14 protein-coding genes are annotated in these 15,023 nt (G+C 66.6%); 7 read left to right on the forward strand and 7 right to left on the reverse strand.

The features are described from left to right. Positions 1 to 6 precede the first annotated feature (6 nt). Complete coding sequence (hutG, locus tag ABIE00_RS20975; RefSeq protein WP_354262577.1) at positions 7 to 987, forward strand: formimidoylglutamase; 981 nt, start codon at positions 7 to 9, stop codon at positions 985 to 987. Positions 988 to 1,030: 43 nt separating this feature from the next. Here hutG and ABIE00_RS20980 read toward each other — a convergent pair whose 3' ends face one another. Then, positions 1,031 to 3,250, reverse strand: a complete 2,220-nt coding sequence (locus tag ABIE00_RS20980; RefSeq protein WP_354262578.1) for a transglycosylase domain-containing protein — start codon at positions 3,248 to 3,250, stop codon at positions 1,031 to 1,033. Positions 3,251 to 3,324: 74 nt separating this feature from the next. Continuing rightward, the gene (locus ABIE00_RS20985) at positions 3,325 to 4,629 is read right to left on the reverse strand and encodes a cation:proton antiporter (RefSeq protein ID WP_354262579.1); all 1,305 of its coding nucleotides are present in this window, start codon (positions 4,627 to 4,629) and stop codon (positions 3,325 to 3,327) included. A gap of 221 nt (positions 4,630 to 4,850) precedes the next feature. Here ABIE00_RS20985 and ABIE00_RS20990 point away from each other — a divergent pair, with 221 nt between their 5' ends. Beyond that, on the forward strand, positions 4,851 to 5,111 hold the full coding sequence (locus tag ABIE00_RS20990) for a hypothetical protein (RefSeq protein WP_354262580.1): 261 nt from the start codon (positions 4,851 to 4,853) through the stop codon (positions 5,109 to 5,111). A 109-nt stretch (positions 5,112 to 5,220) separates the two neighbouring features. Here the strand turns inward: ABIE00_RS20990 and ABIE00_RS20995 are convergent, their stop codons facing one another. The 4 genes from ABIE00_RS20995 to ABIE00_RS21010 all read right to left on the reverse strand — a co-directional run bounded on the left by ABIE00_RS20995 (position 5,221) and on the right by ABIE00_RS21010 (position 10,034). Continuing rightward, positions 5,221 to 5,457, reverse strand: a complete 237-nt coding sequence (locus ABIE00_RS20995) for a hypothetical protein (RefSeq protein ID WP_354262581.1) — start codon at positions 5,455 to 5,457, stop codon at positions 5,221 to 5,223. 165 nt (positions 5,458 to 5,622) lie between these two features. Further along, positions 5,623 to 7,215: a histidine ammonia-lyase gene (gene hutH, locus ABIE00_RS21000; protein ID WP_354262582.1), complete on the reverse strand. Its 1,593-nt coding sequence runs from the start codon at positions 7,213 to 7,215 to the stop codon at positions 5,623 to 5,625. A 78-nt stretch (positions 7,216 to 7,293) separates the two neighbouring features. Next, positions 7,294 to 8,991, reverse strand: a complete 1,698-nt coding sequence (hutU, locus tag ABIE00_RS21005) for a urocanate hydratase (protein ID WP_354262583.1) — start codon at positions 8,989 to 8,991, stop codon at positions 7,294 to 7,296. Between the two features lie 215 nt (positions 8,992 to 9,206). Further along, a complete protein-coding gene (locus ABIE00_RS21010; protein ID WP_354262584.1) occupies positions 9,207 to 10,034 on the reverse strand; it encodes an IclR family transcriptional regulator in 828 nt (275 codons plus the stop codon). Between the two features lie 208 nt (positions 10,035 to 10,242). On the opposite strand from ABIE00_RS21010, the gene ABIE00_RS21015 reads away from it, so the two are divergent. The 5 genes from ABIE00_RS21015 (at position 10,243) to ABIE00_RS21035 (ending at position 14,184) form a co-directional block, all read left to right on the forward strand. Beyond that, complete coding sequence (locus ABIE00_RS21015; RefSeq protein ID WP_354262585.1) at positions 10,243 to 10,833, forward strand: SDR family NAD(P)-dependent oxidoreductase; 591 nt, start codon at positions 10,243 to 10,245, stop codon at positions 10,831 to 10,833. A 315-nt stretch (positions 10,834 to 11,148) separates the two neighbouring features. Then, the gene (locus ABIE00_RS21020) at positions 11,149 to 12,681 is read left to right on the forward strand and encodes an amino acid permease (protein ID WP_354262586.1); all 1,533 of its coding nucleotides are present in this window, start codon (positions 11,149 to 11,151) and stop codon (positions 12,679 to 12,681) included. 257 nt (positions 12,682 to 12,938) lie between these two features. Then, entirely contained in the window at positions 12,939 to 13,193 is a 255-nt protein-coding gene (locus ABIE00_RS21025; protein ID WP_354262587.1) for a hypothetical protein, read from the forward strand. Between the two features lie 46 nt (positions 13,194 to 13,239). Continuing rightward, positions 13,240 to 13,443 (forward strand): helix-turn-helix domain-containing protein, encoded by a 204-nt coding sequence (locus ABIE00_RS21030; protein ID WP_354262588.1) that lies wholly within the window; start codon positions 13,240 to 13,242, stop codon positions 13,441 to 13,443. 105 nt (positions 13,444 to 13,548) lie between these two features. Continuing rightward, the gene (locus tag ABIE00_RS21035) at positions 13,549 to 14,184 is read left to right on the forward strand and encodes a LysE family translocator (RefSeq protein WP_354262589.1); all 636 of its coding nucleotides are present in this window, start codon (positions 13,549 to 13,551) and stop codon (positions 14,182 to 14,184) included. Here ABIE00_RS21035 and ABIE00_RS21040 read toward each other — a convergent pair. Then, complete coding sequence (locus ABIE00_RS21040) at positions 14,181 to 14,930, reverse strand: 3-hydroxybutyrate dehydrogenase (RefSeq protein ID WP_354263468.1); 750 nt, start codon at positions 14,928 to 14,930, stop codon at positions 14,181 to 14,183. The two genes, ABIE00_RS21035 and ABIE00_RS21040, sit on opposite strands and share 4 nt — an antisense overlap. Positions 14,931 to 15,023 lie beyond the last annotated feature (93 nt).

The following is a 15,023-nucleotide window of genomic DNA, read 5'->3' on the forward strand; positions in this document are numbered from 1 at the left end:
TGAAGCATGGACTTTCCCGCGCTTTCCGTTGACGTTGAACCCCGCCCCTGGACGGGCCGTTACGACGGCGACGGCGAAGCCCACCGCCGGTGGTGGCAGGCCGTAACGCCGGCTGCTGAGCGCACCGCCCGGCTCAGCACTCCCGGCCTGAACGCCGCCGCACCCGCCCAGCGCCCCGCAGTGATCCTTGGCTTCGGCAGTGATGAGGGTGTGCGCCGGAACAAGGGCAGGACCGGAGCCGCGGCCGCCCCGGCTGCCATCCGCAGTGCGCTCGGCCCGCTCGCCTACCATTCGGAGCGGCCCGTCGCCGACGCGGGCGATGTGGTGGTCCACGACGGCGAACTGGAGGCGGGCCAGGCCCGCGCGGGCCTCGCCGTGGCGGCACTGCTCGACGGCGGCCGCCTCACCCTGATGCTCGGCGGCGGCCACGAAACCGCCTACGCGAGCTACCTCGGCGTGGCAGGGTCCCGGGCGGTCCGTGACGGCCAGCGGCTGGGCGTGCTCAACCTCGACGCCCACTTCGACCTCCGGGACGAGGCGGCCCCCAGTTCGGGAACGCCGTTCCTCCAGATGGCCCGCGCCGAAGCCGCCGCGGGACGCGAACTCAGGTACGCCGTCGTCGGAATTTCCGAACCCAACAACACACGGGCGCTGTTCAGCACCGCCGATGAGTTGGGAGTGAAGTACCTGCTGGATGAGGACTGCACCGCCGGCGCGGCCGAGGCTTTCGTGGCGGATTTCCTCAGCGGGATCGACGTCCTGTACCTGACCATCGACCTGGACGTGCTGCCGGCCGCCGTGGCTCCCGGCGTCAGCGCCCCGGCCGCGTACGGTGTTCCGCTGCCGGTGATCAGTGCCGTCTGCCGCCAGGTGGTGGCCAGCGGCAAACTCCTGCACGCGGACGTGGCCGAACTGAACCCGGCTTTCGACATCGACAACCGGACCGCCCGGGTGGCCGCGCGGCTGGTCAGCATCCTGCTGGGCTGAGCGTTCGTCCCGCGAAGGTATCCTGGCCTAATCCTTCAGCCGGCTAACCCTTCGGCTTGGGCCTGGGCTTGGGCTTCGGGGTAGGCCGGGCGGGCGCCTTGGGCTTCGCCGCAGGCTTGCTGATGATCGACGCCGGCGGCTTGGGGAAGGCGGCGGCGGGATAGAGCCGCGCCACCTGAAGCATGTAGTTCGCCCATTGCGGGCCCGCAATCATGTAGCCGTCAATCCGGTCGTAGAACTTGCCGTTGATAGTCAGGTTCCGGCCCGGGCGCTGCTGGCCCTGCAGGGCGTCCCCGAAGAACGACGCCGTGGCCAGGCCGGTGGTGTAGCCCAGCACCCAGGTGGCTCCGTTGCTGTTGTTGGTTCCCGTTTTGGCCGCCACCGGAACACTCTTCTGCACCTTGGGGTTGATGTAGATGCCGGAGCCCTTGTTGAGCATGTCCTGGAGTGCCTTGTTCACCCCGCGGACAACGTTCTTCTCCACGGTGTCGCTGCATTCCTGGGCCGCCGCCGGAAGTTTTTTGCCCGCCATGTCCGCCACGCCGGCCAAGGCCACCGGCACGCAGTACCGGCCGTCGGCGGCGAAGGTGGCGAAGGCGTTGGCCATGGTCAGCGGGGCCACCTCGGTGCCGCCGAGCAGGTTGCCCAGCTGGTGCATGTTCACCGGGGTCCCGTCCAGCCCGCTGCGGAGCCCGACGGCGTTGACCATGTTCTGGATCCCGCAGAAGTCCAGCTGTGCGGCCTCGGCAAAGGTTGCCGTGTTGATCGAGTTGTAGAGCCCGTAGTCGGCCGGCATCTTGCGGTAGTAGCCCTCCGAGGCGTTCTGCAGGTCGTCAGCCGCGTCGAGTCCTGCCCGGCGCTGCTTGGTGCTGTAGCCGCCGGCCACCTTGCCGCACGAGTCCCGCCATCGGAACCCCAGCGGGTATTCGCGCTTCGAGGCGTCCAGCACCGTGGACATGGTCTTGCCCTGGTGCAGCCACTCGGCGAAGGTAAAGGGCTTCATGGTGGAGCCTGGCTGGAACCCGCCGGCGCCGTTGAGGTCGTTGCCGTTCACGTCCTTGGCGTCCACGTTGAAGTTCAACTGGGTGTCGAACTTGCCGGGCTGGGGCAAGTAGACCGTGTTCTGCGCCATCGCCAGGACCCTGCCGGTGCCCGGCTGCACCGTAACCAGCGAAGCGCCCCACTTGTCCGGGTTGGCACCGGCGGTGGCGTTGACCTGCGCCTGCGCCTTCGCCTGCAGCCGGCTGTCCAGCGTGGTGGTGATGGTCAGCCCGCCGCGGAAGAGCCGCTTTTCGCGGGCTTCGGTGTCCGCGCCGTAGGCCGGGTTGTTGAGGAACAAGTGGGTCACGTAGTCACAGAAGTACGGGGCCATGGTGGCAGCGGCGCACCCCTGCCGCGAAGGACGCACCTTCAACCCGACGCCGGAGGCCACGGCGGCGTCATGCTGCTTCTTCGTGATCATCTTCTGCTTGAGCATCTCGCCGAGGACCTGGTTGCGGCGTTTCAGCGAGTTCTTGGGGTTGGTCACTGGATCGTAGAAGCTGGGGCTGTTAACCAGGCCCGCGAGCAGCGCCGACTGGGGCAGCGTGAGCCTGCTCGCCGGAACGCTGTAGAAATACTGGGCCGCCGCCTCAATGCCGTACGCGCTGCGGTTGAAGAACACGATGTTGAGGTAGCCCTCAAGGATCTGGTCCTTGGTGAACTTCTTCTCCAGGGCCATCGCGAGCCGCATCTCGCGCAGCTTGTCCCCCATGGTCTTCTGCCCGCTGAGCACCACCTGGTCCTCACGGCCTTCGGAAATCAGGGACTCGTTCACGATGTTGGTGACGTACTGCTGGGTGAGGGTCGAGGCACCCTGCCGGTCGCCGCGGGTCAGGTTGCTGGTGAGCGCGCGGAGGACGCCCTGCGTGTCCACGCCGCCGTGCTCATAGAAGCGGCTGTCTTCGATGGCGACTACGGCCTTCCGGATGAACGGGGACATCTGCTTCAGGGGCACACGGACCCGGTTCTCCGAATAGAACGTGGCGATGAGCTTGCCGTCCGCCGTCAGCATGCGGGTGGTCTGCGACGGTGCAGGCACCGCGAGTTCGGTGGGAAGGCTGTTGAAGTAGGAAATCGACCTGCTGACCGAGGTTCCGGCGAGGGCGGCCCCGGGCACCAGGAAGCTGGCCACGAGGACCCCGCAGAGGCAGCTGACCAACACAAACCCCAGCAACTTTGCCAGTGCGAGAGCCAACCGGGATACCAACCTTCTGCCTGCCATGATCCAAGCTCACCACATCATCGGCCGGAAAGTGGAATACTTGCCGCCCCCTGCATGATCGGTGCTGGGCAGGGTCACACCGGCGTGTGCGGCGCCTTTCCCTCGTCACCGAATTTCTCGGCTGCCCTGCGTTCGCGGAGCCGGTCCAGGCGATTCATGACCGGCGCCGTGGTGGCCCCGTGCAGCACGACGGACATCGCCACCACCAGTCCGACGATGCTCCACAGGCGCTGCGCCTGGTCCCCGAAACTGCCCTGGCCCAAGGCGTAGGCAAGGTAGTAAAGCGACCCGATGCCCCTGATGCCGAAGAAGGAAATGGCGATCCGCTCCCGGGGACCGGTCTTGCCGCGGGCCAGTGCCAGCCAGCCGGACAGCGGGCGCACAAGGACCAGGAAGACCAGTGCCACGCCCACCTCGGCCCAGCCGACGCCAGCCAGCAGGCCCCGCGCGATCGCGCCGCCCAGAAGGACCAGGATGACCACCGTCAGGAGCCGCTCAAGCTGTTCCACGTAGGAGTGAAGGATGCGGTGGTAGCCGTGCGTGCGCTCCGCCGCCCTGATGGTCACGGCACAGACGAACACCGCAATGAACCCGTAGCCCTCGATCATCTCGGTGACGCCGTAGGCCAGGAAGGTGGCGGCCAGCGCAACGAAACCCTCGGAGTGGTTGGACAGCCGGATGCTGTCGTGCCGGGCGGAGAAAAAGAGCCGGGCCAACGCCTTGCCCGTCCCGAAGCCAAGCAGCACGCCCATGCCGATCCGCCACAGGACGTCCACGCCGAACCACTCCGGAAACCAGGCCGGCGGCGCGGTCCCCACAAGGCTCATGGCAATGGCCAGGTACACAAAGGGAAAGGCCAGCCCGTCGTTCAGTCCCGCCTCTGAGGTCAGCGCGAACCTCACCTCGTCCTCCCGGTCGGTGCCCTCCTCCTCGTCGGCCGGCTCACCCACCTGCACCTCGGAGGCCAGGACCGGATCGGTGGGGGCCAGTGCGGCGGCCACGAGGAGCGCGGCGGCGAGTCCCAGGCCCAGCAGCCAGAGTCCGAGGAGCGTCAGGCCCAGCATGCACAGGGGCATGGCGACGCCGAGCATCCGCCAGGTGGTGGCCCAGTTCCGCCGCCCCACGGAACGGTCCAGCGCCAGCCCGGCTCCCATCAGCGAGATGATCACACAGACCTCGGTCAGGTGCAGTGTCAACTCATGGTGTTGTACGGGGCTCGGGTCCGGGAGGGTGGGAAGCAGCCCGAAGGCAGCCGCACCGGCACCCAGGAACACCATCGGCATAGAGATCGGGGCATTGCGCAGCGCCTTGGGCAAGATGGCGGCGACAAAGACGGCTACGCCCGCCGCGGCGAACATGATGCTGGCACCTTCAAACACGGTCATCTCCTGCGCCGTCGGCCTCTCAGACCTGATCAACACTAGCGCGCGAGGCCGAGGGAGCGTGGCTCAAGACCGCTTGCAAATGCGGCGAGAGGGCAGAATGGTTGATAAGACAACTATCGTCAACATTATTGTCAAATGACAGTCATCCTACCTTTGAGGCGCTTCCCGGTAGAATGGTCTACTGCCCCCCGGCAAAAACCATAGAAAGTCAGTACATGAGCACAGCAACCATGGAGCGCCCAACCGCTCCTATGAGCGCGTCCCGCTCCTCGGATGCCCGGTCCTTCGACCTGGCGTTCACCAGTGCCGACCAGGTCCACGACGGCCTGGAAACCGCGGTAGGGACGCTGATCGAGACGGCTGCCCAGGAAGGCACCTGCGGCATCAAGGTCACCCGCCTGGAGCCAGGCCGTTACACAGTGGCCCTCGACGAGTCTGTTCCCTTCGGTGAAACACACGAGGACATCGCAGCTTAAGACGCGAAAAAGCCCCCGATCCTGGACTCATTCTGGCCAAACGGCCGAATGATCCAAGGTCGGGGGCTTTTTATTCCGGTGCGCTGTCTATCGCACGGCTACAGCCGGACTACATCCGGCGCACCTGCACGCCGTCGGACTTCATAAAGAGTTGGGACTCATGCCCTCCGCCACAGATCAGCCACAGCACGTTTCCGCTCCGTGAGATTTCCTCCACCTCGCCTGCGGCAATAACGTGCGCATGCTTGATGATCTCGATCCGCTCACCCACATGCAGCGATCCCCAGTCGGAAACCGTGGCTGCATGTGCGATGCGCTTGGACAGAACTGCCCCGCGTGCTTTCATTTGAACTTCTACCCCTTTGTGGATGTTCTTCTTACGCCACAGCATCTTTGATGTGACTTTTACTACACCTTTAGTTCTACTACACTCGCCGGTCTGTGTCCGGCGCGTTGCAGACTATTTCGGCACCGCCGGCAAATGCTTGCCGGCGGTGCACTTTGTTCACCTTCAGGCGAGATTGCCGACGGCCGATTCGGCCGCCGTCCGGACAGCACCGGAGCCAACCAGCCGGTCGGCCGCCTCCAGCTCCGGTGACAGGAACCTGTCCGCGCCCGGACCGGCGACGACGGTCCGCAGCGTTTCGAGGACAGCCGCCCCGGCAGGTCCCGGCGTCAGCTGGCCGCCCGAGAGCTGGGTGCGCATGTCGATCGCCCGGGCCGATGTCACCAGTTCGATCGCAAGCACCCGGCGCAGGTTCTCCACGGCTTTGCGGAGCTTGCGGGCAGCGTGCCAGCCCATGGACACGTGGTCCTCCTGCATGGCGGAGCTCGGGATGGAGTCCACGGACGCGGGAACCGCGAGCCGCTTGTTGTCCGAGACCAGCCCGGCCTGGGTGTACTGGGCGATCATGAGGCCCGAGTCCACGCCCGGATCCGCGGCCAGGAACGCCGGCAGGCCATGCGAGCGGGCCGGGTCCAGCATGCGGTCCGTGCGCCGCTCGGCGATGGAGCTGAGGTCCGCGACGGCGATGGCCAGATAGTCGAGCACGTAGGCCACCGGGGCGCCGTGGAAGTTGCCGTTGGAGCTGACCCGGCCGTCGGGCAGGACCACGGGGTTGTCGATGGCGGCGGCGAGTTCACGGGAAGCCACCAGTTCGGCGTGGTCAACCGTGTCCCGGACGGCGCCGGCAACCTGGGGTGCGCAGCGCAGGGAGTAGGCGTCCTGGACACGGGAATCGCCCACGCGGTGCGAGGCCACGATGGCCGAGTCGGACAGGACCCGGAGCATGTTATCGGCGCTGGCTGCCTGACCCGGGTGCGGGCGGAGGGCAGCGTGCAGCTCGGGGAGGAACACCTGGTCCGTGCCGAGCAGCGCCTCGACGCTGAGCGCGGCGGTGATATCCGCCGTCGTGAGCAGCTGCCGCAGGTCCGCGATGGCCATCAGGAGCATGCCCAGCATGCCCTCGGTGCCGTTGACCAGCGCCAGGCCTTCCTTCTCGGCCAGGGTCACCGGCTCGATGCCGTGTGCGGCGAGCAGTTCGGCGACCGTGCGCTGCCCGGCGCCGCCGTACAGTTCGCCGTCGGGGCCGGTGGCTTCACCTTCGCCCATGAGGACCAGGGCGCAGTGGGACAGGGGTGCGAGGTCGCCGGAGCAGCCCAGCGAACCGAACTCGCGGACCACCGGGGTGATGCCGGCGTTGAGCACGTCCACCATGGTCTGCAGCACCACGGGCCGGACGCCGGTGCGGCCGGAGGCCAGCGTTTTGGCGCGCAGGAACATGATGCCGCGGACCACTTCGCGTTCAACGGCGGGCCCCATGCCGGCGGCGTGGCTGCGGATCAGCGATTTCTGCAGCTGGGTACGCAGCTCGCCGGGGATGTGGCGGTTGGCCAGCGCGCCGAAGCCGGTGGAGATGCCGTAGGCGGGCACGTCGCTGTGGGCCAGTTCGTCGATGTGCGCGCGGACTTTGGCGACGGTGTCCAGGGCTTCCTGGGAGATGGTCACCTTGGCGTCGTGGCGTGCGACGGCGACGACGTCCTCGGGCGTGGCACCGCTGGCACCGAGGGTGACGGTGAGCGGTTCGTGGGTAATGGTGGTCATGATTTCCTCTTGTGGGTTGTTCCCAACTGACTGGCAGTTATTGTCGTTTTGAGCCGTGAAAACGACAACTAATGCGAGTCAGTTGCTCTCGTTCATGGGGATGCGGACGCCGCGTTCCTTGGCGACGTCGACGGCGCGGTCATAGCCGGCGTCGACGTGGCGGATGACGCCCATGCCGGGGTCGTTGGTGAGGAGCCGCTCGAGCTTTTCGGCGGCGAGGTCGGTGCCGTCGGCGACGGAGACCTGGCCGGCGTGGATGGAGCGGCCGATGCCGACGCCTCCGCCGTGGTGGATGGAAACCCAGGTGGCGCCGGAGGAGGTGTTGAGCAGGGCGTTGAGCAGCGGCCAGTCGGCGATGGCGTCCGAGCCGTCGGCCATGGCCTCGGTCTCCCGGTACGGCGAGGCGACGGAGCCGGAGTCCAGGTGGTCGCGGCCGATCACGATGGGCGCCTTGACCTTGCCTTCCTTGACCAGCTGGTTGAAGAGCAGGCCGGCCTTGGCACGTTCGCCGTAGCCCAGCCAGCAGATGCGCGCCGGCAGGCCCTCGAACTCGACGCGCTCACCGGCGGCGTCGATCCAGCGATGCAGGTGCTGGTTGTCCGGGAACAGTTCCTTGATGGCCTTGTCCGTGACGGCAATGTCCTCCGGGTCACCGGAGAGGGCGACCCAGCGGAACGGACCCAGTCCCTCACAGAACAGCGGGCGGATGTAGGCCGGGACGAAGCCGGGGAACTCGAACGCGCGTCCGTAGCCGCCCTTGCGGGCCTCGTCGCGGATCGAGTTGCCGTAGTCGAACACCTCGGCGCCGGCGTCCTGGAACTCGACCATGGCCTGGACGTGCTTGGCCATCGATGCCTGGGCCTTCTTGGTGAAGCCCTCCGGGTCGGCCTCGGCTTCGCGGTGCCACTCATCCACGGAGATGCCCTCCGGCAGATAGGACAGGGGGTCGTGGGCGGAGGTCTGGTCGGTGACGATGTCGATGGTCAGCTCGCCGGCCTTGTGGCGGCGCAGCAGTTCCGGGAAGACCTCGGCGGCATTGCCGACGTAGCCCACGGACCAGCCGCGGCGCTCTTCCTTGGCCTTGAGGACCTTGGCGATCGCGGCGTCGAGGTCGGTCTCCACCTCGTCCAGGTAGCGCTTGCCGGCGCGGCGGCGCAGGCGGGTCTCGTCGACGTCGACAATCAGGCACGCGCCCTCGTTCAGGGTGACGGCCAGCGGCTGGGCCCCGCCCATGCCGCCGCAGCCGCCGGTGAGGGTCAGGGTGCCGGCGAGTGTGCCGTTGCTGTCCCCGGTGAGTTTGCGGGCGATCGCGGCGAAGGTCTCGAACGTGCCCTGCAGGATGCCCTGGGTACCGATGTAGATCCAGGAGCCGGCCGTCATCTGCCCGTACATCATCAGGCCCTCGGCCTCGAGCCGGCGGAATTCGGGCCACGTGGCCCAGTCGCCGACGAGGTTGGAGTTGGCCAGCAGCACCCGCGGCGCCCATTCGTTGGTGCGGAAGACGCCCACCGGCTTGCCGGACTGGACCAGCAGGGTCTCGTCCTTGTCCATGGTTTCCAGGGTGCGGGTGATGGCATCGAACGCTGCCCAGGAGCGCACGGCCCGGCCGGTGCCGCCGTAGACCACCAGGTCATCGGGGCGTTCGGCCACCTCGGGATCGAGGTTGTTCATGAGCATGCGCAGGGGCGCCTCGGTCTGCCAGGACTTGGCGGTGAGCTCGGTGCCGCGGGCTGCTTTGACCGGGCGGGCACCGGTGGTGAAATCGGCGGGTGCCATGGTGGCTCCTTCGTGTTGCGGGAAATGTACTGTTGCGGAGTTCTATGGAGTTGCTCAAGGGTTTGAGCGGAAGTGCTTCTGTATCAACTAAAGCCCCTTCTGAGCGGGCCAGACAGGGGTTTCCGGGCGGTGCTGTCCGGTATCCCAGACCCAATTAGGTAGCACGTCAGGGCGTTCTGAGGCGCGAGAACGCCCTGTGCTGCTACGTACTTGGGCTATTGCTGAGCGGGGCGGCCGTGGATGCGAACTGAGAGCTCATCGGCGACCTTTTGGACGCGGGCGGCGAGCACCGGCCATTGGTCCTCCGGCAGCTTGTCCTCCAGGAACGTGACGGCGACTGCCGCCGTCGGCCATCCAACGTGATCCGTGACAGCGGCGGCGATGGAGCCGAAGCCCGGCGTCACCTCCCCATGTTCCGTGGCGTAGCCACGCTGCCGCACCTGGTCCAGGTGCGAGGACAGTGCCGAGTACTTCATGATTGCGCCCTCCACCTCGTGCCGGGCCGTGAAGGCGGCGGCGTTCGGATAGAGCGCGCGGACCTGGGACTTTGGCAGCGCGGCAAGGATTGCGCGACCGCTGGCGGTGAGGTGGCTGGGCAGCCGGACACCGACGTCGGTCACCAGCGATGGCCGGTTCTTGGCGCGCTCCTCCACGATGTAGAGCACATCCCGGCCGTGCAGGACCGCCAGGTGCGCGCTTTCGCCAAGGACATCGACGAGGGACGCCAGCATGGGCCGCCCCAGCCTGGACAGCGGTTCCTGCCGCGAGAAGGCGGAGCTGAGCTCGAAGGCGCTGATGCCCAGGCCGTAGCGCTGCTCCTCGTGCAGGTGCAGGACGAAGCCGTTCGCCTCCATGACACCCAGGAGGTGGTAGACACTTGAGCGCGGCAGCCCCAGGGCTGTGGCAATGTTCGACGCCGCCATGGGCCCCCGCTTGGAAGCCAACAGCTTGAGGATCCGCAGAGTGTTTTCGGCAGCTGGAACCTTTGCTTTGACTGCTGATTCCGGCCGCGTTGCCGCAGTTGCGGCCATCGTGCCTGCCATATGTCCTCCGGGGTTCGTCGTTTGACTGTCTGTTCGGGGTTATTTCTCTCCGGCGCTTCTCCGAAAGGTGTCCGGTATCCCGTACTTAAGCTTGCGCGCACCGGAGGGGTGCTGGCTGCATTTCAGAGGCAGCGTTGTCTGGAATACCGGACATCTCCTTGCTTGGCCCATCATCCCGCTTTGCGGGGCACAGCGGTAGCGTTTGTCCATGGAATTTCCGCTAAAGGGCAGGGTGGCTCTGGTCGCCGGGGCCACGCGAGGGGCAGGCCGCGGGACAGCCGTCGCCCTGGGTGAGGCCGGGGCTGTGGTCTACTGCACCGGCCGCACCACCAAGGACCACGCGTCCGACTATCGTCGCCCGGAAACTATCGACGACACGGCAGCCATGGTGAGCGCCGCCGGCGGGACGGGCATCGCAGTGGCGGTGGACCATCTCGACGCCGCGGAGGTGGAAGTGCTGGTCCGCCGCATCGACGATGGGCACGGCCGGCTGGACATCCTGGTGAACGACATATGGGGCGGTGAGAACCTCATCCAGTGGAATACGCCCCTGTGGAAACACGACCTTGCGGGCGGTTTGCGGATGCTGCACGGCGCCGTCGACACGCATCTGGTCACCAGCCATTTCGCCCTGCCGCTGCTCATCCGCCGCCCGGGAGGACTGGTGGTGGAAATGACGGACGGAACGCGCGAATACAACGCCGCGCACTACCGGCTCTCCGCGTTTTACGACCTCGCCAAGTCCGCAGTCCTGCGGCTCGCCTTCAGCCAGGCCGAGGAGCTGAAGCAGTTCGGGTGAGGAGGTCCAGGACGCCGGGCTTCCGGCCGACGCTAACGGCTACCGCTGAGGCGGACCAGGGCGGCGGCCAGATATTGGCAGGCCGTCCCGCCGTTCACCGCCGAACAAGCTAAAGGGCAGCGCGGATCCTCAGTACTACGCCAACGCCTTTGGCTGCCTCGCGGCATGCCCCTGGCACATCGCCGCGATAGCGCAGCGTCTGACGCTGCACAGTCTGAAATGAAAGACAGCAAGACCCCGTGAGCCCCATCACAGCCCCCGCAGACGTGGTGTGCTGGATAGCGATCCCCCTCCCAATGACGAGAAGGTATTGGCATGCAACAAGCCCAAACAACAGCCGAAACGGCGGCACCTGACGGCCCCACCGCCGACAGCACCTCCGACCAACCCACCGGACGCACCGGGGCGGCCGCCGCCGTCGGAACCGCCGTCGGAACCGTCCTGAACCGCGGCCTCAACGTCCGCCACATCCGCTTCATGGCATTGGGCTCGGCCATCGGCACCGGCCTGTTCTACGGTTCGGCCTCGGCCATCCAAAAGGCCGGGCCCGCCGTGCTGTTCGCCTACATGATTGGCGGCGCCGCCGTGTTCATGGTGATGCGCGCGCTGGGGGAAATGGCCGTGCGACACCCGGTCTCGGGATCCTTTGGGCAGTACGCCAGCCGCTACCTTGGCCCGCTGGCAGGCTTCGTGACCGGCTGGACCTACGTCTTCGAAATGGCGATCGTGGCCATCGCCGATGTCACCGCCTTCAGTATCTATATGGGCTTCTGGTTCCCGTCCGTGGAGCGGTGGGTCTGGATCCTGGCCATCATCTTCCTCCTCGCAGCGCTGAACCTGCTGAGCGTCAAGGTCTTCGGTGAACTCGAGTTCTGGTTCACCCTGGTCAAGGTTTCAGCCATTATCGCGATGATCGCCGGCGGTGCGGCCATCCTTGCGTTTGGCTTCCAGAACGGCGACGCCTCAGCGGTTGCCCCGGGCCTGGGCAACCTCGTGGAGCATGGCGGCCTGTTCCCGAACGGCTTCGAGGGTCTCCTGGCCTCGTTTGCGGTCGTCATGTTCGCCTTCGGCGGGATTGAAACCATCGGCATCACGGCCGGTGAGGCAGCCGACCCCAAGAAGGTGATCCCGAAGGCCGTCAACACCGTGCCGGTCCGGGTCCTGCTGTTCTACGTGCTGACTCTGGGCGTGCTGATGAGCCTCTTCCCGTGGAACGAGATCGGCAGCAACGGCAGCCCGTTCGTCCAGATCTTCAGCGGCCTGGGCATTCCCGCCGCACCCCACATCCTCAACGCCGTAGTGATCACCGCCGCGCTCTCCGCCATCAACAGCGACATCTTCGGTGCCGGCCGGATCCTCTTCGGCCTGGCCAAGCAGGGCCACGCGCCGCAGAGCTTCGGACGGGTTTCGCGGCATGGCGTGCCGTGGATGACTGTGGTGATGATGGCCGGGATCCTGCTCGTGGGGGTGGTGCTGAATGCGGTGATCCCCGAAGATGTCTTCCTGCTCATCGCGTCCATCGCCACCTTCGCGACGGTCTGGGTATGGGTCATGATTCTCGCCTCCCACGTGGCGATGAAACGTGAAATCGCCCGCATGGGCCTGCCGGCGTCGGAGTTCCCCTCACCCTGGTGGCCGGCGGCATCTGTCCTCACCATCGGCTTCATGGGACTGGTGATCGCGGTGCTTGGCTTCTTTGAAGACACCCGCGTGGCGCTCTATGTGGGGGCTGTGTGGCTGGGGCTGCTGGTGGTCGCTTACCGGCTGTGGGTCAAAGGCGACGGACGACGCCGGGCCCGCCTTGAGGATGAGACCTCGCCGCTGCCAGTGGTCGCCAAAACTGAGTAGGATTCCCGCGGGAAAGGCGCGCCAGGCTCGAATTCGCGAAAACAAGTAGTAGAAATGGGTAAAGACAGGTAATTAGCGCCTGTTACGGGAGTGCCTGATGTGATAAATGAGGTAGTTGTTACTCGTGTGACTTATGGGATTCCTGCCTACAGTGGACTGCACGGTGCCAGCCGGCTGGGGGTCTGACCCCGGATGATGACCCGGACCCGCGCCGCCAGTGATTCGACGATTGGTCACACTGTGAAGGAGTGGTCCTCATGTTGGAAATCCAGGCCGGGGCGCCGGCACCAAATCTTCAGTCCGGGCGGTCACCCGGTTTCCTGGCCCAGACCCTGCAGCGCGCGCGGACGGCCGCTGTCCCATACAAGGTCGGCGACGTCCTGGTGGGCGACGATCCGTTCAACGGCAGGCGCGAAGGCACCGTGGTGGTCAAGAACGGCCGGTCGATCGGGATCCGGTCCTCGGACCAGGTGTACTTCTACGACTACCGGCAACTGAGGCGGCCGGACTAGGCGGGTTACCGCCAGTCCAGCCGAGCGACCACCAGGAGCCGATCCCATGTCCATCGCCAACCTGCCCACCGCGTACCTCACCATCGCCGAGGTCGCCGCGGCCCTGCGCCTGTCCAAAATGACTGTCTACCGGATGGTCCGGGCCGGAACGCTGGCGGCCGACCGGTTCGGCAAGTCCTACCGCGTGCCAGAGTCGGCCGTGGAGGAGTACATCCGGGCCTCCGGCAATCCGGTCACAGAGGATCCGTAGGCCCACACGGTTCAGCTCACCCGTTGAGCGTTCTCAGTTCCATTGCTGGCCGCGTCGAGCACACCGGCGCTGGCTGGCTACCGTCCGGCGGCGTTACGATCAGGCATGCTCCCGCTGCAGAATCTGCTGGCCTTTGCCTTGGTCTCCGCGTTGCTGATCGCCGTCCCGGGCCCGAGCGTCCTGTTCGTCATCGGACGGTCGCTCGCCCTGGGGCGGCGGGGCGGCCTGCTGAGTGTCCTCGGCAATGCGGCCGGGGAACTGCTCCAGATCGCAGGGGTGGCGCTGGGACTCGGCGTCGTACTGGCCGAGTCGGTGCTGCTGTTCACGGTGGTGAAGTTTGCCGGCGCAGCCTACCTCATCTACCTGGGAATCCAGGCGGTGCTGCACCGCCGGGGCGGCCCGCCGGGCCCGAACCCGTCCAGGCCAGCGACCACGCGGCGGATTCTGCGTGAAGGCTTCGTTGTCGGGGCCACGAACCCGAAGTCGGTGGTGTTCTTCGTGGCGGTCCTCCCGCAGTTCGTGGACCACTCTGCCGGCGCCATTCCCCTCCAACTCGCCCTGCTGGGTGCCACGTTCCTGGCCATTGCGCTGGTTTCGGACAGCGTCTGGGCACTCGCCGCCGGTACTGCGAGGCAGTGGTTCGCCCGTTCACCCCGCCGGGTGGCAGCCGTGACTACTACCGGCGGGGTGATGATGATCGGACTAGGCGGCACGCTGGCGCTGACAGGTTCAAAGAGCTAGCGGGCGGACCAGCCCCCGTCCATCGTGTAGCTCGCGCCGGTGACCATGCCGGCGGCGTCGGAGGACAGCCACCCAACGAGCGAGGCCACCTCCTCGGGTTCCACCAGCCGTTTCACCGCGGACTCGGTGAGCATCACCTTCGCCAGAACCTCCGACTCCGGAATCCCGTGGACCCGCGCCTGGTCCGCGATCTGTTTCTCCACCAGCGGAGTGCGCACATAGCCGGGGTTGATGCAGTTGGATGTGACCCCGTGCTCGCCGCCCTCCAGCGCCGTCACCTTGCTCAGCCCCTCAAGGCCGTGCTTCGCCGAGACATAAGCGCTTTTGAACGGCGAAGCGCGGAGGCCGTGCACCGACGACAGGTTGATGATGCGCCCGAAGTTATTGGCGTACATGTGCGGCAGCGCGGCACGGATCAGCAGGAAGGGCGCCTCGAGCATGAGCGCCAGGATCCGCCGGAAGGCCACGGGATCGAACTCCTCGATGGGGCTGATGCGCTGGATGCCGGCGTTGTTGACCAGGACGTCGCAGTCCAGGCTCAGCGCGGCCAGCGCCTCAACGTCCAGGAGGTCGACAGCCCAGGACGTGCCGCCCACCTCATCCGCGAGGGCTGCGGCGCCGGCTTCGTCGACGTCGGCAACCACCACCTTCGCTCCCCTGGCGGCCAGTTCCCGTACGCACGCCGCGCCGATTCCGCTGGCACCGCCGGTGACCAGGGCCTTGCGGCCGTTCAGGTTCTTTTCCACGTCCGGACCTTGTGCGTCCACAGTTTGCTCCTCCAAGTGTCCACGTTGACACGTGCCGCGCGCCGTTGCCTTCCAACACGTGCAGCACTTCCG

Origin of the sequence: Arthrobacter sp. OAP107, assembly GCF_040546765.1 — a bacterium.
GTDB lineage: Bacteria > Actinomycetota > Actinomycetes > Actinomycetales > Micrococcaceae > Arthrobacter.

Coding starts and splice junctions, on each gene's coding strand:
- ABIE00_RS21015 (WP_354262585.1), top strand. CDS start 10,243: ATGGAATTTCCGCTAAAGGGCAGGGTGGCTCTGGTCGCCGGGGCCACG.
- hutH (WP_354262582.1), bottom strand. CDS start 7,215: ATGACCACCATTACCCACGAACCGCTCACCGTCACCCTCGGTGCCAGC.
- ABIE00_RS21010 (WP_354262584.1), bottom strand. CDS start 10,034: ATGGCAGGCACGATGGCCGCAACTGCGGCAACGCGGCCGGAATCAGCA.
- ABIE00_RS20990 (WP_354262580.1), top strand. CDS start 4,851: ATGAGCACAGCAACCATGGAGCGCCCAACCGCTCCTATGAGCGCGTCC.
- ABIE00_RS21025 (WP_354262587.1), top strand. CDS start 12,939: ATGTTGGAAATCCAGGCCGGGGCGCCGGCACCAAATCTTCAGTCCGGG.
- ABIE00_RS21020 (WP_354262586.1), top strand. CDS start 11,149: ATGCAACAAGCCCAAACAACAGCCGAAACGGCGGCACCTGACGGCCCC.
- ABIE00_RS20980 (WP_354262578.1), bottom strand. CDS start 3,250: ATGGCAGGCAGAAGGTTGGTATCCCGGTTGGCTCTCGCACTGGCAAAG.
- ABIE00_RS21030 (WP_354262588.1), top strand. CDS start 13,240: ATGTCCATCGCCAACCTGCCCACCGCGTACCTCACCATCGCCGAGGTC.
- ABIE00_RS20995 (WP_354262581.1), bottom strand. CDS start 5,457: ATGAAAGCACGCGGGGCAGTTCTGTCCAAGCGCATCGCACATGCAGCC.
- ABIE00_RS21035 (WP_354262589.1), top strand. CDS start 13,549: ATGCTCCCGCTGCAGAATCTGCTGGCCTTTGCCTTGGTCTCCGCGTTG.
- hutG (WP_354262577.1), top strand. CDS start 7: ATGGACTTTCCCGCGCTTTCCGTTGACGTTGAACCCCGCCCCTGGACG.
- hutU (WP_354262583.1), bottom strand. CDS start 8,991: ATGGCACCCGCCGATTTCACCACCGGTGCCCGCCCGGTCAAAGCAGCC.